Raw genomic sequence first — 20529 nt, 5'->3', positions numbered from 1 at the left:
ACGGAGCGTCCCCATGCCAAAGCAGAACAGCACCCCTGTCGCCGTCGACACAACTACCGAGACATTGAGCAATGCCACGCTGCTGGATCAGATCATGGCAGAAACCAAACTGGTGCCGGCTCAAGAGGGCTATCAAGTCGCCAGGCAAGGTGTATCAGCCTTTATTGCCGAGATCCTCAAGAGTAATGATCCAGATCAACTCATCAACAAGCACCGTGTCGATCAAATGATTGCGGAACTGGATCGGGTGCTCGGCAAGCAGATGGATGCCATTCTGCACCAACCTGAGTTCCAGCAACTTGAGTCGGCCTGGCGTAGCCTCAAACTTCTCGTCGATCGAACGGACTTCCGCGAGAACATCAAGCTTGAAGTGTTGCATGTCAGCAAGGAAGAATTGCTCGATGATTTCGAGAACGCCGCCGACATCACCTGCAGCGGACTGTACAAACATGTTTATACCGCAGGTTATGGACAGTTCGGGGGGGAGCCGGTTGCTGCCATGGTTGGCAACTATAACTTCGGGCCTTCTTCCCCCGATATCAAGCTCTTGAGTTACATGGCCTCTGTCGGTGCCATGTCCCACGCGCCCTTCCTGGCTGCACCGGCCCCTGAATTCTTCAACCTGAGCACCTTCGAAGACTTGCCCAACCTCAAGGAGATCAAGGACATCTTTGCTGGCCCCCGCCATGCCAAATGGCGAGCTTTCCGTGAAAGCGAAGATGCTCGCCACACCGCCCTGACCGGACCACGCTTCATGCTTCGCTCCGCTTACCATCATCAAGACCAGCCGTGCAGAAGCTTCAACTACGACGAGAACATCAACGGTCGGCATGATAACTACCTGTGGGGCAACTCTGCCTTCCTGTTGGCCAGTTGCATCAACGAAAGCTTTGCCCGCTACCGCTGGTGCCCGAACATCATCGGCCCACAATCGGGGGGAGCCGTCGAAGACCTGCCGGTTCATCTGTACGAATCGCTGGGCCAACTGCAGGCCAAGATCCCTACCGAAGTGCTGATCTCAGACCGCAAGGAGTTCGAGTTGGCTGAAGAGGGCTTCATCACCCTGACCATGCGCAAGGACAGCGACAACGCGGCGTTCTTCTCCGCCAATTCGGTGCAGAAACCTAAGAACTTCCCCAAGACCCCCGAAGGCTTGCAGGCTCAGACCAACTACAAGCTCGGCACCCAGTTGCCCTATCTGTTCATCGTCAATCGCCTGGCTCACTACATCAAAGTGCTACAGCGCGAACAGATCGGCAGCTGGAAGGAACGGCGCGACCTTGAATCCGAGCTCAACAAATGGATCAAGCAATACGTCGCCGACCAGGAAAACCCCTCGGCCGATGTTCGCAGTCGTCGCCCGCTGCGTGCTGCCAGGGTTGAAGTCTCCGACGTTCCCGGCGATCCGGGCTGGTACCAAGTCTCGCTCTCCGTTCGCCCGCATTTCAAATACATGGGCGCGAACTTCGAGATCTCACTGGTTGGGCGGCTCGACACGCAATGACCGGTTTCTTTGATCGCTTGATGGCGGATCAGTCCATCTGCCGGCAAACATCCCGGCAGGAGAGTACTTCGCAAAAATTCGCCGCCATCAAACGCCACCTCGAAACCCTGCTCAACGCTCGTCAGGGGTGCTCCCAGAGCAGCCCTGAACTGGGCCTGCGCGACTTCAACGGGCATGACGTAAGCAGCGGCGACTTGCTCGCACAGGTGAGTGCGGATATCCGCCGCACCCTCCAGCGCTTTGAGCCACGCATCAAGGTACGTGCACTTAAGGCAGTGCCCGATTGTCACGCTCCGCTCGAGCTGCATTTCAGGCTGGACTGCCATGTGCAGGTCAACAACCAGACGGAACAGTTGCAATTGGAGTTGTTGGTCAACGGGCACAACCGACACACCCGAGTAAGGTGAACCATGTCATTGAAGGACCGATTCAGCGAAGAGCTTCGCTACTTGCGTGAGCTGGGAAATGACTTCGCCAAGGATAATCCACAGCTTGCCCGGTTTCTTGGAAGCAGTGGTAGCGACCCCGATGTCGAGCGGCTGATGGAAGCCTTTGCCTTCCTGACGGCCAAGCTGCGGCTCAAGCTGGAAGATGACCTGCCGGAACTGACGCACCCCATGCTGCAGTTACTGTGGCCGAACTACCTGCGGCCGCTGCCAAGCGCAACGATTATCCAGTTCACGCCACGCAAGCAGTCGCTGAGTCAATCGCAGAGTATCCCAAAGGGCTCGCGTCTCTTTTCCAAGCTTGTAGACGGTATCGCCTGCGAGTACCGCACTTGCACGGAAGTGAAGGTGCACCCTTTTGCGATATGCAGTGTGGGCTCCACACAGACACTGGACAACTCGATTGTACGCATCGACCTCGAAACGCTGGTCGAACGCCCACTGAATACCCTGGGCTGTACACGACTGGACTTTCACCTGGGTGGGGACGATCTCGCTGCACGCACGTTGTACCTGTGGCTCTCGCAATACCTCAAGCATGTCAGCGTGACCATCAATGATGAGGTTCGCCGACTACCCGCCAGCTGTATCGCATTTCCCGGATTTAGCCCTCAAGAGGCCTTGCTGCCCTATCCGCAGAATGTCTTCGATGGCTATCGGATCCTGCAGGAATACTTCGTCTTCCCTCAACGGTTCCATTTCTTCAGCATCACCGATCTGCAAAAACTATGGCCGGCACAACACAGCCCGCAGGTAATCATCGAATTCCAGTTCTCACGTCCGTTGCCGGAAACGCTGCGTCTTGGAAAGAACGACTTCAACCTGTTCTGTACCCCCGCGGTCAACTTGTTCAAGCACAGTGCCGAGCCCATTGACCTGTCCTGTAATGCCGCCCACGTGCAGCTGAAACCTAAAGGCGCAGAACAATACGCTTACGAGATTTTCAGTGTCGATCAGGTCATCAGCACCCGAACGACGTCCGATGGCAGTACCCCTGAACACTTACGGACTTTTCGTCCTTTCGACTCATTTGCACATGAAATCGAACATGTTCAAGGGCGCACGGCCCTGTACTACCGCTACCAGCTCGAAGACTCCCTGCGTGGCGATGGCGTCACCCACAGCATCGCTTTCGTCCGCGCCGATGCCAGCCACTACATCGGCGAGCTGGAAACGGCGTCCATTGACCTGACCTGCACCAACAGAGATTTGCCACAGGCGCTGGGTGTCGATGACATCAACGTTGTAACCGAGTTTACGCCGCCGTTGGCGACCTACTCCAACATCCGTCCCCCCACCCGTGCCTATCGGCCGGTGCTGGACGGCGAATTGCAGTGGGCCTTGATCTCAAACATGTCGCTCAACTACCTGTCGCTGCTCTCGGCCGACCCGCTAAAAGAGATCATCCGCGCCTACGACTTCGCGGCCCTGCACGACATCCAGCAAACACGCACCACCCGCAAGCGCCTCGACGGCATCCGCGAGATCTACACAGAACCCATGGATTGGCTGATCAAAGGGCAACCCATTCGCGGCCTGCGCAGCCGCCTAAAGCTGGACCAGGCCGCCTTTCTTTGCGAGGGCGACTTGTACCTCTTCAGCTGTGTGCTGGCGCACTTCTTTGCCCTGTACGCCAGCATCAATTCCTTCCATCAACTGGAAGTGATCAATATCACCAACAACGAGCACTACACATGGCCAATCCAGACCGGCAAACAACCGCTGATCTAGCCGACAAGCTGCTCGCCGACGCGCACCGCTACAACTACTTCCAGTTGCTGGAGCGCTTGCATGGCTTGCACGGAGATGACCTGGAGCCCCGTTGGCCAAACGAGGCCACCCGGTTGCGCGTGCGGCTGGCCTGCGACCCGCGGCTGACCTTTCCGGTCTCGGATGTCTACAAAGCCGAGCGTATGCCCGATGAGGAGCAACGCTACCGTGTCTGCACCACCTTCATGGGCTTGCACGGCACAGATTCGCCTTTACCCACCTATTACCTGGAACAGGTGGCCTATGAGCATGCGCAGGGTATCGGCGTGCGTCCAGCCTTTTTCGACTTCTTCAACCACTACTTGTTGAGCCTGTTGCATCGCGGTTGGCGCAAGTACCGCTACTACATCCGTTTTCAGCCAGGCGCCAAAGATGGATTCTCACAGTACGTCTTTGCCCTGCTCGGGCTGAATGACAAGCAGCTGCGAGGTGACACGGCACTGCCCTGGAGCCGGCTGCTCAGCTTTGCTGGGGTAATCGCCAGTCGCAGCCGCGCGCCCGGTACCGTCGCGGGCATCATTGGCCATTGCTTCGACCTGAAGCATGTGCAAATCCGCGAGTTCGAAACCCGCTCGGTCCCCACCACGACCAGGCAACTGGTCAGCCTTGGCTGCAGCAATGGCGAGCTGGGCAGCTCCTTCATGGTCGGCAGCCGCACACGCACCCGCAGCAGTAAGTTCACCATCGTGATCAGCGAGCTCGATAAGGAACAGTTACGTGACCTGTTGCCCAGCGGCATCAATTTCAATCGCTTGCGTGCACTGATCGACTTTCTCTTGCGTGACGGCCTGGCCTACGACCTGGAGCTGCGCCTGAAGCAGAACGCACTGTCCCCCTTCTGCCTGCACCGTAGCCAAGGCGCCTACCTGGGCTGGACCAGCTTTGTCGATGACCGCCACGGTCAGATCAGCCCTGTCGTGCGGTTCCGGGGGCGCTCATGAGCACATTGACCTTGAGCATCACCAACCTTGATCAGCTGCAGCACAACGTCACTGCCCGACATCAGTTCGATTGCACAGGCGGCACCCTCGGCAGCGCCGGGGCCACCTGGCTGATCAACGATCGTGAGCAGACCATTGCACCGGTCCATTGCGAGATTCGCTGGATTGAGGGCAGCTTCTGCGTCATTGACCGTTGTCAGCGTACCTACCTGAACGACAGCCTAGACAGCGTGGGGGCGGGCACCGCCAGGCGTCTGCTTGAAGGTGACCAACTGCGCATTGGCGCCTATCGGCTGCAGGTTCAGTTTTCACAGGCCGATGCACGCTCACTGGAAGACCTGTTCAGTCCTGAACAGAGCACCCTTGATCACTGGCTACTGGATATTCCAGCCAACGCTTGGCAACCCACTTCAGGCGCCAAGCACGCCGTCGCTGACATCTGCTCAGCCTTCGCGCCAAGTATCGGCAACGATCCCCTGGCAGCACTGGACACCTCGACAGGGCGAGCGCAAGAGAGCCCGCTGGAACACCTGATTGCAGGAGAACGCCCATGAAGTGTCCGTCATTGGTGGCTGGTCTGCTGATTGCGCTTCTCGGACTTTCCGGTTGCACCTCCCTGAGCAAAATCGGCCAAGTGGTCATGGACCCCTCGGTACCCGTCGGCCCGCCCAAGGACCACCCCACCCAAGTCGCGTTCAGCATCAATGCCAGCCCAACACTCAATAGCAATCCGAACAGCCTTGAGCTGGCGTCCGAGTTGGAACCTGTCATCGAGCCCAGCCCCTATGCCGTTAGCCTGAGCGCAGGTGACCCCTACGTGCTGACGGAAAAAGTTGGAGCGCTGTTCGAGTACCTCCAGGAACACTTCCCAGCCATGTCGCCCGTCGATATGCCCGTTGACAATGGCGAGGATCCGGCGCGCTCCCCCCTGGAGGAAAGCTCCCCAGGTAGCTACGACGACCCGACCGTAGTGCTGACCTTACCGCGCACCACCACTGTGGCTGCCGAGCCCGTCGCTACACCCATGGCCATCAAGATCCTGCAACTGCGCGACGACTCGTTCCTGCGCAACAGTGTTTACGAGCTGTTGGACAAAGACCCTGCCAAGGCGCTGCGAAACACGTACATCCGCGATGACGATTACCTGCTACGGCCTGGCCAGTTCAAGTTCATCCCGTTTGCGCCCATCGAGCCCGAGACGCGCTTCGTGGCGGTGATCGCCGACTACCGGAACCAGGAAAACGCCACCTGGAGCCAAGTGCTACGCATTCCGCCCCGCGGCCACCAGATCATCCTGTCGGTGTTGCTCAACGACACGCAGGTACTGCTCAAGGAGGAAGACTGATGCCGCCTGTAGCCCTGCTCTTCTCGCTTACTCACGCTGACACGGAGCGCTCATGAGTTCACGTAACCCCGTCCTGTGGCCTGAAGGCCTGTTCGTCAAACCGCAGCATTTCCAACAAGCTGCCCGTGCCGCCGAAGCGGCCCTGCATCAACGTCTTGGCAGCCTGAACGCAGCCTTCTATGGCTTCAGCGAGCTGCAGTTGAACGACGAATACCTGAGCCTGGGCAAGATTGCCATCACCCGTGCACGGGGCATCATGCCGGACGGCACGGTGTTCGATATACCAGCAGACCTGCCGCCCCCTCCACCGCTGGAAATCGAAGACGACGGCGCCAAAGACAGCGAGATCTACCTGTGCTTACCGCTGCGTAACGAGGGTGGCCGCGAGGTGAGCTGGCCCGACAATGCCGCCAACTTCCGTTACAGCGCCCAGACCGAGGAGATCAAGGACACCCACAGCGCCGACGGCGATCTGGTTCAGGTAGACCTGGCAGTGCCGAACCTGCAGCTCAAACGCAAGGCCGACGACAGCAGCGCCTACACGCGGTTGGCCTTGGCACGCATCCTAGAACGGCGCCCCGATGGTAGCCTGCAGCTGGATGAAGGGTTCTATCCCACCAGCGTTTCGGTGCGCGCCGTACCAGCGCTGCAACGCTTCCTTGAAGAAATCACCAACTCCCTGCGCGAACGCGCACGTAACCTCGCCGCCCGCATTGGCGCCTCGGGGCAGTCCGGTATCGCCGACATTCGCGACTTCAATCTGCTTCAGGCCATGAACCGCTGGTGGCCGTGCTTCCAGCATCTGGCTCGCCAGGGGCAGACCCATCCCGAGCAGCTCTACCTGTGCATGAGCCAGGCGTGTGGCGAGTTCGTGACCTTTACCGACGAAAGCAGATTGCCGCAGGAACACCCGGCGTATCACCACACCGCGCTGCGCACCTCCTTCAAACCGCTGGAGGACACACTACGCCGGGCACTGAGCACGGTCCTGCAACCACGCGCCGTTTCGCTGCCGCTGGAGACGCTGGAGTACGGCGTCATGACAGCCGCGTTGGAGGACCGCCGGTTGATCGATGAGGCCACCTTCATCCTGGCAGTGCGCGCCGATCTGCCACCCCAGGCGTTGCGCCAGATGTTCATTCAGAAGGCCAAGATCACCTCACTCGAAGCACTGGAGGACCTGGTGCCGCTGCAATTGCCCGGCATTCCCTTGAACGCCTTGCCGGTGGCACCTCGCGACCTGCCCTTCCACGCAGGCTTCAGCTATTTCGAGCTGGACCGGCGTGACCCGGCGTGGGCGTGCATGAAAACAGCCAATGGCTTTGGGATTCATGTTGCAGGGGACTTCCCTGGGCTGGAGCTGCAGTTCTGGGCGATCAGGAGTGAACAACGTGAAAGATGAAAACAGCCGCACTATTGATGCCGCGCAGATTGAAAGTGGACAACTTCACGCGATGCTTGAGGAGTCACTGTCCAACGGCTCACGCGCACCGGCTGCGGCTGAGATCACTGAACGAACGCCGAAGGCTGAGCCAGTCTACGAAGGATACCCGGCAGATCCAGACTTCCAGCTACGTGGCGGCTACGCCAACCTGATGCTGGATGCCGCAGCGCCGCTGTTCGGCCTGGTGATACGCCTGCGCACACTGGATGCGCTGCCCAACATCAAGGATGTGCACCAGCAGGTGCGCAACCAGATCGACAATATTCGCGAGGAAATACGCCAGCACGGCTACGAACCCGCTCAGTTGCTGGCGTACTCCTACGGTCTTTGCCTGTTCATCGATGAAGCTGTCATGGAAAGACCTTGGGGTAAGACCAGCTGCTGGAGCCATGAGCCCCTGCTCAGCATCTTCCACGACGAAACCTGGGGTGGAGAGAAGTTCTTCACGGTGCTCTCCCGCCTCATGCAGGAACCCACGCGCTACCAGGACGTATTGGAGTTCATGTACTTCGCGCTGTGTCTCGGTTTGAAGGGCAAGTACGCCATCGCGCCGAAAGGCGAAGAATCCCTCAATGCATTGATACATCAACTCCACGGGATTATTCGCGAGCTGCGCGGCCCCACACCGGAGACCGTCTGCGATCCGTACACCAACGTCGCCCCGCGCAACTTCCGCATGAATCGGCAATGGCCGTGGTGGAGCCCGCTGGCACTCTCCGCCCTCGCAATGGCGGTGGCCTACGGCATCTACAGCTACCGACTGCACCTGATTACCACAGAGGTGCTGGAGTCGCTAAACGGCATTTTGCAGCAGTAGCAAGCCGGCATACGGCGCAACTGATTTCAACGAATTAGCGAGGCGTTTGCTTCGTTGACAAGCCCATCGTTCCCGATGGCCACGCCACCCTGAGTGCGCGTGTTTATCCACATGGACGCAGGAGAGACTGCCATGCCAACACCCGCTTACATCAAGATCGAAGGCCAAACCCAAGGTAACATCACCGCGGGCGCCTTCACCTCCGACTCGGTGGGCAACGTGTTCGTCGAAGGCCATGAGGACGAGATCCTGGTGCAGGAAATCAAGCACCAAGTGACCGTGCCCACAGACCCGCAAAGCGGCCAGCCCGCCGGCCAGCGCGTACACAAGCCGTTCATCTTCACCAGCTCGCTGAATAAGGCGACACCACTTATGTACCAGGCGTTGGCCAGCGGTGAAATGCTGCCGACCGTGGAAGTCAACTGGTACCGCACATCGGTGGAAGGCAAGCAAGAGCACTTCTTTACCACCAAGCTGGTGGACGCCACCATCGTTGACATCAACACCGTGCTGCCTCATGCCCAAAACGCCAAGAACGCGAACTACACGCAACTGATCGAAGTGGCGATGTCGTATCGCAAAATTGCCTGGACCCATGTCACCGCAGGCACCGAAGGCTCCGACGACTGGCGCAAACCGACCGTCTGACCCGGCTGAACATCCCTGGCAGGCAAGCCCTGCCAGGGGTTTTCAAACTCTCAGTCGGCGGAAGGATTTCTCATGCCTAGCCAATCTGACTTGCGTTACAGCTTCCAACCCTTGGTTGGCAACGCTGAATTCGAAGTGGTGTCGTTCGAACTCAGGGAAGGGATCAGCACACCCTTCGAGCTGGAGCTGAAACTGATCAGCTTCGACAACGATGTCGACTTCGGCCACCTGCTCGACAAACCGGTACTCTTCACCATCTGGGAAGGGAATCGCCCGGTACGTTACGTGCACGGCCTTGTCAGCCGTTTCAGCCAAGCTGAAAGCGGCTTCTACCGCACCTACTACCACGCGCTGGTCGAGCCCCAACTGGCCCGTGCCGATCTTCGCTCGAACTGGCGCATCTTCCAGCAAAAGACGGTCCCGCAGATTCTTGAGCTGATGCTCCAGCGCCAGGGCATCAACCAGTACGAACTGCGCGCCGGCATGGACCATCAGGTACGCGAATTCTGCGTTCAGGCCGGTGAGACGGACCTTGCGTTCATCGCCCGTCTTGCTGCCGAAGAAGGCTTTGTCTACCGCTTCGCGCACAGTGAAAAGCTGCACAAGCTGATCATCACCGATCGGCTGCAGTCCCTCGGCCTGATCAGCCATGGCGCCATCAAAACCGAGGATGAAGACGAGGGCTTCTTCGACGACCAGCCTGTAGACCCCAACACCGTCTTGTACCAAGCCAACAGCGGTGGCGATCAAGCCAAACCCTGCCTTCGTCGATTGCGCTACAGCGAGCAGGTGCGCACCGCTCGCCAGGTTCAGCGCGATTACACCTTTACCCACCCGGCCTACCGCCAGGAACACAGAGCCGCCGGGCCCTTCTTGGAGCATCAGTCCAAGGAGTACGAGTACTTTGATTACCCAGGCCGCTACAAATGCGATGCCGTGGGCAAGCCGTTCACCGAAAACCGCATCACCGCGCTTCGCCATGATGTACGCACTGCCGAAGTCCAAGGTGACGATGTTCGCCTGCAACCGGGCCTGAGCTTCACCCTGACTGGGCACCCACGTGACGATCTCAATGAGCATTGGCGGGTGAACACCGTTACCCATAAAGGCAGCCAGTTCACCAGCCTGCAGGAAGAGGCCGCCAGCGCCGATGTCAGCACGCGCTACGAGCAGACGGCCGTGCTGGTTCCCGGTCGGACCGAATGGCGCCCTGCCCCATTGGAAAAGCCGCGAATCGACGGCCCGCACATGGCTACCGTGGTCGGCCCGAAGGGAGAAGAGATCCATTGCGATAAGTGGGGCCGGGTAAAGGTCAGCTTTCCGTGGGACCGCGAAAGCCAGAACAATGAGTTCAGCTCCTGCTGGGTACGCGTGTCACAAGGCTGGGCCGGTGGCAGCTGGGGCTCAATGGCCATCCCACGGATCGGCCAGGACGTGATCATCCAGTACGTCAACGGCGACCCCGATCAGCCGATGATCACCGGGCGCACTTACTGCGGCGATCAGTTACCGCCCTACGATCTGCCCGACCACAAGACCCGCATGACCATCAAGAGCCAGTCCCACAAAGGTGATGGCTATAACGAACTGCGCTTCGAAGACGAGCTGGGCAAAGAAGAAGTATTCATCCATGCCCAGAAGGACCAAAAAACGCAGGTCAACAACAATCAATCCCTCACTGTAAGTGTTGATCGTACTCAGAGCATCGGCCAGGACGAGGCAGTTGCCATCGGCCGCAATCGTCTGCGCGTCGTGAAAGCCAACGACACCTTGAAAGTCGGCGGCGGAAAAAACGACCTCATTGCCGGCGACTACGAGATCGAAGCAGGCAACTCCCTGCGCCTCAAGTGCGGCAAGACGCTGATCGAGATGCAGTCCAACGGCACGCTCAATATCACCTGCGAGACCTTCAACCTCACCGGGCAACAAACCGGACAGATCAACACGCCTGCAGCGAAGCTCGATCTTAACCCTACAGGTGGGACGGCGGGTGCCGCCGCAGATGGACGCGACAGTGGTGCTTTGAAGACTGAAGTAGATGGGCATTTCAAGCACCTGCTTGCACTTACCCGTACGTAATCAAATCCCGAAAGGACTCTTGCAATGACGGAATACCTGACTCACGACCTGATCCTCTATCTAGGCGAAGAAGTACCTGAAGACCTGACGCTCAACATGCTGCGTTTCCGTGCCCGAGACACCACGCTGGTAATGGCCCGCAGCCCTGTCGCCGATGACAAGACGTTAGACGAGGCTATCGAAGACCAGCTGCAAATGCTGCGTGAAAAGTCCAAGGCAATGACCATCACGCCCACAAAGATCGCGCGTTTGGGGGTGGATGACCAGCCAGTGGAAGCCCGCGAGATGGGCATTGAATTCATGGTGGGTAACAAGTCCCACTTCCAGCTCCAGGCGGCCTGTCTCATTCCAGGCCAGCACCGGCTGCTGGTACTGAACTACAGCAAGCCAAGCCCGTTGAACACCGACGACATCGAGCACTGGCGCGCAATCAAGCAGAAGCTCCGATTCAACTAAAGCCCACGCCGGCGAAAAACAACACCTACTCAATAGCTTGGAGCTAACAACTCATGGCGCAGATCGTTCACGCCGCCCGGATGGGCGACGAAATACTGCATCCCTCCCTCTTGGCCGAAATGGTCAGCGCGGTCGCCGAGGTCGCTATTTATGCCGCAGCCACAGCAGCCGTAGCTGCCGCCGTAAGCCTGGCGGTTGTGGGCACCGTGGCGACCGGTGGCGCAGCAGGCATCGTCATCGGAATCGTCGCAGGGGCGGCAGTCGGTGCAGTGAGCACCCTCTCGGTTGGTGATAACCAGACCATCGGCGATGCGATATCCAGCTTTTGCGACAACTTTGGCAACAGCGTCGCCGCTCCCGAGCCTTTCGGAAAGATCGAAAGCGGGTCAGGCAATGTGTTTATCAACAGCAAGCCGGCCGCACGGGCAGCTGGAATCACTGGGCCACCAGGCGGGGGAGCGGCCGATGCCGAGCAAGCGGAACCCTCGATTCTGGAGAACGTGGGTTCGATGGCCATGGCGGCGACGTCCTTGCTGATGCCTGTGGTGGGTTTGGCCATGGCGATCCGCGATGTCTTCAACCCGCCCGTCACCACACCAAAGGACCCCGGCGCGCAAGACAAGAGCAAGGATGAGATCTCATGTAGCCGCCATCCCCCGATGCCCGAAACCTATATTGCGCAAGGGTCGGACAAGGTCTTCATCAACGACCAGCCTGCAGCGCGATCGGGTGACAAGACCACCTGCGACGCCACGATCGATGTGAATGAAAACGTCTCACCGAATGTACGCATTGGTGGCGGAACGGCGACGGTACGCGATATTCGCAATGGCAAGAGCAAGATTGCGATGTTCACCGGGATCATCGCGGGCATACTGCTGTCAAGACGCATCAGAGTACCGCGGCGGCGCGCTGCGAACATCGCGGTACCGAAACCTAAATCGCAAACCTGCTCGTACAAGGGCAGTCCCGTACTTGTATCTGCTGGCAGCAAGGTACTCTTTGGCCCTGAAGATGTTGACTTCAACCTGCCAGGCTTGATCGGCATTGATTGGGCGAGAGGGTACGATAGCAATGACAAACGTTCCAATGGCCTCTTTGGAATGGGCTGGAGTGTTCCTTATGAGGTGGAACTTGTCCGTGTTCCTCATCCTGAAGGCGGCGAGTTGTCAATCTATGTCGATGAGGAAAGCAATCGACTGGAACTAGGACGCCTGAACGCCGGCGATGCATTCGTCAGTGTCGTTGACGGCTTGGCGTTCTTCCAGTTAGAGGATGGCCAAACGGTTGTCGAAGATACGCACGAGGGCCGCTACAAAGTTTTTGATGTCGACCCGCTCGACCCTACTCGTTCAAGACTGGTTCGCCTGGGTGACCGCAATCTCAATGTCATCGACTTGATGTACGACGACCGCGGCAGGCTGCAGGTAATATACGACAAATATGGCAAAACGGTGGTGCAGCTGCACTATGCAGCCAGGCACCCTCAGCGCGTCTGCAAAATTTCGCAAGTATTCCTGAAGGGCGGCGAAACACCGGCCATCGAACGCAACGAGTTACTGATCAGCTACCAATACACGGGAAGCGGACAGTTATACGAAGTGCTAGACGCGACAGGCCAGCTGGTGCGCCGCTTCACCTACACCGCTGAGGGCTATCTGAATAGCCATCAACTTGCCAGCGGCGCAGTTCGTCAATACGAGTGGGCAAAATTCCTCGTTCCCGCCAAGCGTCCCATCCCTCAGCGTGCTGACGGCACGCCTTACAGGTTGCCGCCGCTGCTGGAGCCACAGCCCGATCACGAATGGAGAGTGGTCCGCCACTGGGGGAGCGACGGAGAGGAATACCGATTCGAGTACAACCTCGAAGACGGCGAAACCGTGGTTACAGACAGCCTTGGACGCAAAGATCACTACTATTGGGGCCCGCTCTACGAGGTATACAAACACGTCGATCCCCTCGGGCAGTGCTGGCAGGAGGAGATCATCGCTGGCCAACTGATCAGGAGCATTGACCCACAAGGCGGTGAGTGGCGTTATAGCTACGACGACATTGGCCGTTTGATTGAAACATGTGACCCTCTGGGTCGCGGCGAACAAATCCAGTATCTGCGTCACTGGGCCTTGCCGGTCCAGATCACAAGCACGGCTGGGCGCACCCAACGCTACGGCTACGATACTCATGGCAATATGCTGTGGGAACAGGACCCACTGGGACGCAGCACCCAGTATCAATACAATCCGGAAGGTCGCGTTACCCGCATTACCGATGCCCTAGAAAAAACCAAACATCTGGTGTGGAACACCCGTGGCCAGTTGCTCAGCTACCGCGACTGCAGCAACAACCAGACGCTGTACCACTACAACCTGGGTGGCCGTCTTAGCGAAAGCATCAATGCCCGCGGAGAAATGACCCACTTCAGGTACGACGCTCGCGGCTACCTCGTAGAAAGCCAACGACCCGATGGTCGACTCGACCGCTATGAAGTTGATATCGCCGGCCAACTGACACGTTACCTAGATCCTGCGCAAAAAAAACTGCAATTTCGCTACGACCTCAGTGGGCGCTTGGTCGAGCGCACCGATGCCATGGGCTACAGCGTGAAGTTCAGCTACGACGCCTATGGCCGGCTGCTGCAACTAACCAATGAGAACAACGAGTCCTACAGATTTGGCTGGGACAAACTGGACCGACTGGTCGCGCAACAGGATTTGGATGGCAGTGGCCGGCTCTATGAATACAGCGTCCTGGATGAAGTCACCAGCCTCACCCATGTGCCCTCTTCCTACGCACAACCACCGCTGTCCGATAACGCCCCACCGACACGAACAACCCCGATCCGACATGACTTCGAGCGTGATGCGGTTGGCCGCCTCACACGCAAACACACCGAGGATGGCAACACGGACTATAGCTACGACGCTGCCGACAATCTGCTGTCCATTGCCTTCACGGACAACCAAGGCGCGAAACAACAGCTTGATTACACCTACGATACGACCGGACAGTTGCTCAGCGAAACCAACAGCGCCGGTTTGTTGCAGTACCGTTATGACGAACTCGGCAACCTGCAGACGTTGACCCTGCCTGATCAGCGAACGCTGAACTACCTGTACTACGGCAGCGGGCACCTTCACCAGATCAACTTGAATGGCCGCGTCATCAGCGACTTCGAACGTGACGCGCTACATGACGAAGTGCTGCGTACCCAAGGAAGCTTGGTCACACGCACACGCTATGACCAGAGCGGTCGGCTGGGCAGCAAGGCCATTCACTATCGCGATGTCCCTGCAGAAGTGCTGCCGTTGCTGGAGAAGTGCTATCGCTACGACGCCAGTGACAACCTGGTTGCTGGGGTGTTAACCCAGACTCAGCGTCGTGGCATTGGTAGCACTGCTACTGATGGCACCGCCCAGCTAGAACAGATCATTGGCCACTTTCATCATTCGCCCCACTCCGGCAAGAGCTACACCGGGAGCAACCGTTACGGCTATGACGCAAGCGAACAACTGCAGACCACCCACCAATCACGCCCCAACTGGCAGGCAACACAGGTCGAGGATTTCAAGTATGACAAGGCCGGTAACCTGTTCGACGGGCCCAAGCTCAACGGCCTGATCAAACACAACCGTGTGCTGGTCTATCAGGACAAACGCTACCGTTACGACAGCTTCGGTCGCCTGTGCGAAAAGCGCATTGGCAGCCATTGGGTGCAGTACTTCGAGTATGACGCCGAGCACCGGTTGATCTGCGTCGACCAGTGCAAGAGCTTGCTGCGCGAGCGCGTGGTGTTCGGCTACGACCCGCTAGGCAGGCGCATCAGCAAGGAGATTTATCAGGAAGAACACCCCGAGCCAACCCGACGCACGTTGTTTCACTGGCAAGGGCTACGGCTATTGCAGGAAGTGCAGCGAGGCCTGTCGAGCGTCTATGTCTACGCCAGTCCGGACAACTACGAACCCCTGGCAAGGATCGACGGGAAGCCGGGGCAAGAGGACCTCCAGTACTTCCACACCAACCTTGCCGGGCTGCCCGAGCAACTGACGGATGCGGACGGAGAGACGCTCTGGCGCAGTGATTATCGGGGATGGGGTACATCGCGGGACGAGTGGCACAGCCAGCGGCAGACGCGGGAGCAGAATCTGCGGCATCAGGGACAGTACCTTGACCGGGAAACTTGCCTGCACTACAACACATTCAGATATCTTGATCCGCAGATCGGACGATTTACACAGTGCGATCCGATTAGCCTAAAAGGCGGGATTAATCTTTACCTATACGCACCAAACCCCCTATTGTGGATTGATCCTTTCGGATGGTCACCTTGCAACTTACTACCGAATGGAACTCAAGTACTCGAATTTGAAAGAGCCCTTTCTAAACTCCCTGCGAATGAGCGAGTAGCACTGATTAGGGAGATGGCCAGCAGTGTTGCTAGCACGCGCAACTGGAAGAGAGCAACCAAGATTGAGAGATTCAACCGAGGCAGAACGATTTACACGGATGGAAAACACTACTACTCCGTAGATACTCAGCATGGACGATTCGAGCAGTCTAGCTTAAAAAATGGCAAGCATGTGGGTGAAGTTGACATGAGTCTAAAGCCCATATTAAATTCCCTTGACCCTAGTGGCGGACATGACCTGAGAGTAAAATAAATGAACAAATTGATTGAGCACCCTGAAGGCATTGTATCAAATGGAACCATCTTACGCTTCCCTGCTAAATGGCCATATGAAGACACCGTAGATTTAATGCTTACCAGCATACCCGATGATGAGTCCGGATTCGGACTTGTCGTCACCACAGGGCAAAAGGCGGGACTAATTTTAGTTAGACTCCCTGCTGAATGCGAGTCACAGTTAGGGCGAGGTGTTCGCCTTGAGTGGCTGATAGCTAACTGGGAGAAATGGATATATCCAGAATGTAATGTTTCTGAAGTGCGCCTCCTGGAACACTATCCTGCTGCAAGCATATGAACACGACCCAGACCCGAAGCCAAGCTGCTTCGTCACATAGAGGATCCTATGCGGCGTAAGCTTGATCGCCAGCGCATCTCACGGCAGCGTCCATAGCTTAGTCAACTGGTGCGGTGTTTCAGAAATACCACTGAAAATTAACTGCTCAAAACTCGTGCCGCGCGGGTGACTGAGGCAAGGATGTCCTCGCCCTTTCTATGCCACCGATATGGCTTCGGGCTTTGGTTGTAGGTTTACAGGTAGTGCTCGATAGACGCTTCAAGCTCCTTGACGCTGACATGGGCCTGGCGCTTGATCCACCTCTCGCTCAGCGTTGAGAAAAATCGCTCAACCAAATTAAGCCATGACGCCGAAGTCGGCGTGAAGTAGATGTTGTAGCGCGGGCTCCCCGCAAGCCATGCCCTGACCTTTTCGATTTTGTGTGTTGCGTAGTTATCCATGATCAGGTGAATCGGCATCTCAGCAGGAACTGATGCGTCGATTTCCCTCAGGAACGCGAGGAATTCGGTGCTTCGATGCTGGCGCGATGACTTCACCGGTTGGGGCAGCGATGGCGATGAACAGCGGCTCCCCAAGACTACGACTCACACAAGCTCTGTCGTTTTGATTGAGGGTAACCTGGCTTGACCGAGCGAACAGGGGCAGCCCGCCCTCGGCTTCAGTGGGCAGAAAAATCCTGATTAGGCATGAAGCCATGCACACATGTAGTGCCCCGGGACGGCGTTACGGCCCACTACCACAGTCCGGCGCCCGAGCAAGCCAGCACCTACAAGCACAGGACAAACCCCACAGCGCGCGACCCAAACACCAAATCCCAGGCACAAAAAAAGAGGCCCTAAGGCCTCTTCTTTGTGATCCCAGCGACGCACTGAGGATCGAATTTGGAGCGGGAAACGAGACTCGAACTCGCGACCCCGACCTTGGCAAGGTCGTGCTCTACCAACTGAGCTATTCCCGCGTCGTGATGGGTGCCATTCTAGCGATATCTAAAACGGCGTCAACCCCTTGATTCAAAAAAGTTTTATTTTTGTTCCGAGCCTTCGCGCAAGTGCGGCCAGGCGGCCAGCAGGTAATGCGCCATCGACCACAGCGTCAGCCCTGCCGCCACCAGCAGCAGGCCGTAACCCAGAATCACCCACATCGTCACCGCAGGTGGGTTGCCCAGCAGAATGACCAGCGCCAGCATCTGCGCCGCGGTCTTCCACTTGCCGAGGTTGGACACCGCCACGTGCGCCCTCGCCCCCAGTTCGGCCATCCACTCGCGCAGCGCCGAAACGACGATCTCGCGGCCGATGATCACGGCTGCGGGCAAGGTCAGCCAGAAGTTGGCGTGTACCTGCACCAGCAGCACCAGCGCCACGGCGACCATCAGTTTGTCTGCCACTGGGTCCAGGAAGGCACCGAACGGCGTGCTCTGCTGCAGGCGACGCGCCAGGTAGCCGTCCAGCCAGTCGGTGGCGGCGGCAACGGCGAACACACTGCTGGCGGCCATATAGCTCCAGTGATAGGGCATATAGAACAGCAGGATGAAGATCGGGATGAGCAGGACGCGTAGAACGGTGAGCAGGTTTGGAATATTCATCGGTACGACTGGCTGCGGGTTGAGCCCGGCATTCTACTCGCTATGCAGGCTGGCATAAATCGACTCGGCAAGCTTTTTACTGATGCCGGGGGCTTTGGCGATCTCATCGATACTGGCGCGGTTGAGCTCTTGCAGGCCGCCGAAGTGTTTCAGCAGGTCGCGCCGGCGCTTGGGGCCGACCCCGGCCACGTCTTCCAGGCTGGACACGCGACGGGCCTTGCCGCGGCGGGCACGGTGGCCGGTGATGGCGAAGCGGTGGGCTTCATCGCGGATCTGCTGGATAAGGTGCAGCGCCGGTGAGTCGCCCTTGAGGGTGAACTCGTGGTGCACGTCGTTGAGGTACAGGGTTTCGAAACCGGCCTTGCGGGTCACGCCTTTGGCCACGCCGAGCAGGGTCAGGTCGGTGAAGGCCAGCTCCTGCATCACGTCGCGGGCCATGTTCAACTGGCCTTTGCCGCCATCTACCAGCAAGACGTCGGGCAACTTGCCCTCGCCGTCCTTGATGCGCCCGTAACGGCGGGTCAGGGCCTGGTGCATGGCGGCGTAGTCGTCACCGGCGGTGACGCCTTCGATGTTGAAGCGGCGGTAGTCAGACTTGATAGGGCCTTCGGGGCCGAACACCACGCAGCTGGCCACGGTGGCTTCGCCGCTGGAGTGGCTGATGTCGTAGCACTCCAGGCGCTGCGGCACTTCGTCCAGGCCCAGCACCTGGGCCAGGGCCTCGAAGCGCGCGGCCATGTGCTGGCGGTTGGCCAGGCGGGCGTTGAGGGCCTGTTCGGCGTTGGTCACGGCCAATTGCTGCCAGCGGGCCCGAGTGCCGCGCACCCGGTGGGTGATGGTCAGCTCGCGGCCGCGTAGGGTCTGCAGTGCTTCGCTGATGGCTTCGAAGTCTTCGTGCACCACGTTGACGATGAGTTCGCCAGGCAGTTCACGCTCAGCGTTGCCGACGTAGTACTGGGACAGGAACGCGGCCATGACTTCAGCCACCTCCTCCTCGATGCCCACCTGCGGGAAGAAGTTTTTGCTGCCCAGCACCCGCCCGCCGCGCACGCTGATCAGGTGCACGCAGGCGCCACCGGGGTTGACGAAGGCCGCGATGACGTCGACGTCGCCGGTACCGCCTTCGATGTACTGCTGGTCCTGCACGCGGCGCAGCAGGGCGATCTGGTCGCGCAGTTCGGCGGCCCTCTCGAAATTGAGGGCCATGGCGGCCTTCTCCATTTCGGCATTGAGCTCGTTGCCCAACTGTTGGCTGCGGCCTTCGAGGAACATCACCGAGTGGCGGATATCGTCGGCGTACTCGTCTTTATCCACCAGGCCGACACACGGCCCTTTGCAGCGTTTGATCTGGTACTGCAAGCAGGGCCGGGTGCGGTTGGCGTAGTAGCTGTCTTCGCACTGGCGCACCGAAAAGGCCTTTTGCAACAGGCTGAGGCTTTCGCGAATGGCGCCGGCGCTGGGGTACGGGCCGAAGTAACGGCCCTTGGCTTTTTTTGCACCGCGGTGGATGCCCAGGCGCGGGAAGTCGCCGTCAGACAGGAAGACATAAGGGTAAGACTTGTCGTCGCGCAACAGGATGTTGTACGGCGGCCGCCATTCCTTGATCAGGTTCTGCTCCAGCAGCAGCGCCTCGGTCTCGTTGGCGGTGATGGTGGTCTCGACCTGGGCGATACGGCCCACCAGCGCAGCGGTCTTGGGGGCCAGGCCGGTTTTGCGGAAATAGCTGGCCAGACGCTTCTTGAGGTTTTTGGCCTTGCCCACGTAGAGCAGCCGCGCCTCGGCGTCGAACATACGGTAAACGCCTGGGCGACCGCTGCAGGTCGCCAGGAACGCGCTGGCATCAAAAGCTTGGGACATGAGGTTTACAGGCTTGCGTCAACCATACCGTGGCGAACGGCCAGCAAGGTCAGTTCGACGTCGCTGGTGACCGAGAGTTTTTCAAAGATCCGATAACGGTAAGTATTGACGGTCTTGGGCGAGAGGCACAACTTGTCCGAGATGATCTGCACCTTCTGGCAGCCGACGATCATCAAGGCGATCTGGATTTCCCGCTCGGACAAGGCGTCAAACGGCGAGCCTTGCGGCTGGAACGACTTCAGCGCCAATTGCTGGGCGATTTGCGGGCTGATGTAGCGCTGGCCGGCAAAGGCCAGGCGAATGGCCTGGACCATTTCGTCGAGCCCGGCGCCCTTGGTCAGGTAACCGGCTGCGCCGGCTTGCAGCAGGCGCGTGGGGAATGGGTCTTCCTCGCACACGGTGACCGCGACCACCTTGATGTCGGGGTGGCTGCGCAACAATTTACGGGTAGCCTCCAGGCCACCGATGCCCGGCATTTTCACGTCCATCAGGACGACGTCCGGCTTCAGTTCCCGGGCCAGCTTAAGCGCCGCCTCCCCTGAATCCCCCTCACCCACCACCTGCAAGCCGTCGATGTCGGCCAGCATGCGTGTAATACCGGTTCGTACCAGATCGTGATCATCGACCACTAAGACCCTAATCAAGCACACACCTCGTCTAC

16 protein-coding genes, 1 tRNA gene and 1 pseudogene are annotated in these 20529 nt (G+C 58.5%); 13 read left to right on the top strand and 5 right to left on the bottom strand.

Annotation, left to right across the window (positions count from 1 at the left end):
• The first annotated feature begins 13 nt into the window (after positions 1 to 13).
• From tssC to imm45, 13 genes are all read left to right on the top strand, one after another.
• A complete protein-coding gene (tssC, locus tag HU764_RS07200; protein ID WP_186703721.1) occupies positions 14 to 1504 on the top strand; it encodes a type VI secretion system contractile sheath large subunit in 1491 nt (496 codons plus the stop codon).
• Entirely contained in the window at positions 1501 to 1911 is a 411-nt protein-coding gene (tssE, locus tag HU764_RS07195) for a type VI secretion system baseplate subunit TssE (protein ID WP_099454781.1), read from the top strand. Before tssC ends, tssE begins: the two co-directional genes overlap by 4 nt.
• A 3-nt stretch (positions 1912 to 1914) precedes the next feature.
• Positions 1915 to 3681 (top strand): type VI secretion system baseplate subunit TssF, encoded by a 1767-nt coding sequence (gene tssF / locus HU764_RS07190; protein ID WP_186703720.1) that lies wholly within the window; start codon positions 1915 to 1917, stop codon positions 3679 to 3681.
• On the top strand, positions 3645 to 4661 hold the full coding sequence (tssG, locus tag HU764_RS07185; RefSeq protein WP_186680825.1) for a type VI secretion system baseplate subunit TssG: 1017 nt from the start codon (positions 3645 to 3647) through the stop codon (positions 4659 to 4661). The genes tssF and tssG overlap by 37 nt, the downstream gene beginning before the upstream one ends.
• Positions 4658 to 5215, top strand: coding sequence for an FHA domain-containing protein (locus tag HU764_RS07180; RefSeq protein WP_186703719.1), 558 nt, complete (start codon positions 4658 to 4660; stop codon positions 5213 to 5215). Before tssG ends, HU764_RS07180 begins: the two co-directional genes overlap by 4 nt.
• Positions 5212 to 6006: a type VI secretion system lipoprotein TssJ gene (tssJ, locus tag HU764_RS07175; protein ID WP_186680821.1), complete on the top strand. Its 795-nt coding sequence runs from the start codon at positions 5212 to 5214 to the stop codon at positions 6004 to 6006. Before HU764_RS07180 ends, tssJ begins: the two co-directional genes overlap by 4 nt.
• Before the next feature lie 52 nt (positions 6007 to 6058).
• Positions 6059 to 7408 carry a type VI secretion system baseplate subunit TssK gene (gene tssK, locus HU764_RS07170; RefSeq protein ID WP_186703718.1) on the top strand — a complete coding sequence of 450 codons (1350 nt, stop codon included), beginning with the start codon at positions 6059 to 6061 and terminating at the stop codon, positions 7406 to 7408.
• A 52-nt stretch (positions 7409 to 7460) separates the two neighbouring features.
• Positions 7461 to 8267 carry a type IVB secretion system protein IcmH/DotU gene (gene icmH, locus HU764_RS07165; protein WP_225935701.1) on the top strand — a complete coding sequence of 269 codons (807 nt, stop codon included), beginning with the start codon at positions 7461 to 7463 and terminating at the stop codon, positions 8265 to 8267.
• 132 nt (positions 8268 to 8399) lie between these two features.
• Positions 8400 to 8915 (top strand): Hcp family type VI secretion system effector, encoded by a 516-nt coding sequence (locus tag HU764_RS07160; RefSeq protein ID WP_186680817.1) that lies wholly within the window; start codon positions 8400 to 8402, stop codon positions 8913 to 8915.
• Positions 8916 to 8987: 72 nt separating this feature from the next.
• Entirely contained in the window at positions 8988 to 10994 is a 2007-nt protein-coding gene (locus tag HU764_RS07155) for a type VI secretion system Vgr family protein (protein ID WP_186703717.1), read from the top strand.
• A gap of 24 nt (positions 10995 to 11018) precedes the next feature.
• Positions 11019 to 11450, top strand: a complete 432-nt coding sequence (locus HU764_RS07150; RefSeq protein WP_186680813.1) for a DcrB-related protein — start codon at positions 11019 to 11021, stop codon at positions 11448 to 11450.
• Positions 11451 to 11503: 53 nt separating this feature from the next.
• Complete coding sequence (locus tag HU764_RS07145; protein ID WP_186703716.1) at positions 11504 to 16108, top strand: RHS repeat-associated core domain-containing protein; 4605 nt, start codon at positions 11504 to 11506, stop codon at positions 16106 to 16108.
• Complete coding sequence (imm45, locus tag HU764_RS07140; RefSeq protein WP_186680809.1) at positions 16109 to 16429, top strand: Imm45 family immunity protein; 321 nt, start codon at positions 16109 to 16111, stop codon at positions 16427 to 16429.
• 137 nt (positions 16430 to 16566) lie between these two features.
• On the opposite strand, the pseudogene HU764_RS07135 reads toward imm45, so the two are convergent.
• The 5 genes and pseudogenes from HU764_RS07135 to gacA form a co-directional block, all read right to left on the bottom strand.
• Positions 16567 to 16953, bottom strand: a pseudogene (locus HU764_RS07135) (transposase); the annotation flags it as partial.
• 358 nt (positions 16954 to 17311) lie between these two features.
• Positions 17312 to 17387 (bottom strand) — tRNA-Gly (locus HU764_RS07130).
• Positions 17388 to 17450: 63 nt separating this feature from the next.
• Positions 17451 to 18011 carry a CDP-diacylglycerol--glycerol-3-phosphate 3-phosphatidyltransferase gene (gene pgsA / locus HU764_RS07125; protein ID WP_027592792.1) on the bottom strand — a complete coding sequence of 187 codons (561 nt, stop codon included), beginning with the start codon at positions 18009 to 18011 and terminating at the stop codon, positions 17451 to 17453.
• A gap of 33 nt (positions 18012 to 18044) precedes the next feature.
• Positions 18045 to 19868: an excinuclease ABC subunit UvrC gene (uvrC, locus tag HU764_RS07120; RefSeq protein ID WP_186703715.1), complete on the bottom strand. Its 1824-nt coding sequence runs from the start codon at positions 19866 to 19868 to the stop codon at positions 18045 to 18047.
• A 5-nt stretch (positions 19869 to 19873) separates the two neighbouring features.
• Positions 19874 to 20512: a response regulator transcription factor GacA gene (gacA, locus tag HU764_RS07115; protein ID WP_027592794.1), complete on the bottom strand. Its 639-nt coding sequence runs from the start codon at positions 20510 to 20512 to the stop codon at positions 19874 to 19876.
• Positions 20513 to 20529 lie beyond the last annotated feature (17 nt).

The sequence above is a fragment of the Pseudomonas kermanshahensis genome (assembly GCF_014269205.2).
Lineage (GTDB): Bacteria > Pseudomonadota > Gammaproteobacteria > Pseudomonadales > Pseudomonadaceae > Aquipseudomonas > Aquipseudomonas kermanshahensis.
The sequence above is the reverse complement of the archived record's forward strand: the minus strand, read 5'-3'. Positions and strand labels throughout refer to the sequence as shown.

Bases quoted from the DNA above. Each gene is read 5' to 3' on its own strand.
- tssF (WP_186703720.1), top strand. From the start codon at position 1,915: ATGTCATTGAAGGACCGATTCAGCGAAGAGCTTCGCTACTTGCGTGAG.
- imm45 (WP_186680809.1), top strand. From the start codon at position 16,109: ATGAACAAATTGATTGAGCACCCTGAAGGCATTGTATCAAATGGAACC.
- uvrC (WP_186703715.1), bottom strand. From the start codon at position 19,868: ATGTCCCAAGCTTTTGATGCCAGCGCGTTCCTGGCGACCTGCAGCGGT.
- tssG (WP_186680825.1), top strand. From the start codon at position 3,645: ATGGCCAATCCAGACCGGCAAACAACCGCTGATCTAGCCGACAAGCTG.
- HU764_RS07145 (WP_186703716.1), top strand. From the start codon at position 11,504: ATGGCGCAGATCGTTCACGCCGCCCGGATGGGCGACGAAATACTGCAT.
- tssJ (WP_186680821.1), top strand. From the start codon at position 5,212: ATGAAGTGTCCGTCATTGGTGGCTGGTCTGCTGATTGCGCTTCTCGGA.
- icmH (WP_225935701.1), top strand. From the start codon at position 7,461: ATGCTTGAGGAGTCACTGTCCAACGGCTCACGCGCACCGGCTGCGGCT.
- HU764_RS07150 (WP_186680813.1), top strand. From the start codon at position 11,019: ATGACGGAATACCTGACTCACGACCTGATCCTCTATCTAGGCGAAGAA.
- tssK (WP_186703718.1), top strand. From the start codon at position 6,059: ATGAGTTCACGTAACCCCGTCCTGTGGCCTGAAGGCCTGTTCGTCAAA.
- tssC (WP_186703721.1), top strand. From the start codon at position 14: ATGCCAAAGCAGAACAGCACCCCTGTCGCCGTCGACACAACTACCGAG.
- HU764_RS07160 (WP_186680817.1), top strand. From the start codon at position 8,400: ATGCCAACACCCGCTTACATCAAGATCGAAGGCCAAACCCAAGGTAAC.
- HU764_RS07155 (WP_186703717.1), top strand. From the start codon at position 8,988: ATGCCTAGCCAATCTGACTTGCGTTACAGCTTCCAACCCTTGGTTGGC.
- tssE (WP_099454781.1), top strand. From the start codon at position 1,501: ATGACCGGTTTCTTTGATCGCTTGATGGCGGATCAGTCCATCTGCCGG.
- HU764_RS07180 (WP_186703719.1), top strand. From the start codon at position 4,658: ATGAGCACATTGACCTTGAGCATCACCAACCTTGATCAGCTGCAGCAC.
- pgsA (WP_027592792.1), bottom strand. From the start codon at position 18,011: ATGAATATTCCAAACCTGCTCACCGTTCTACGCGTCCTGCTCATCCCG.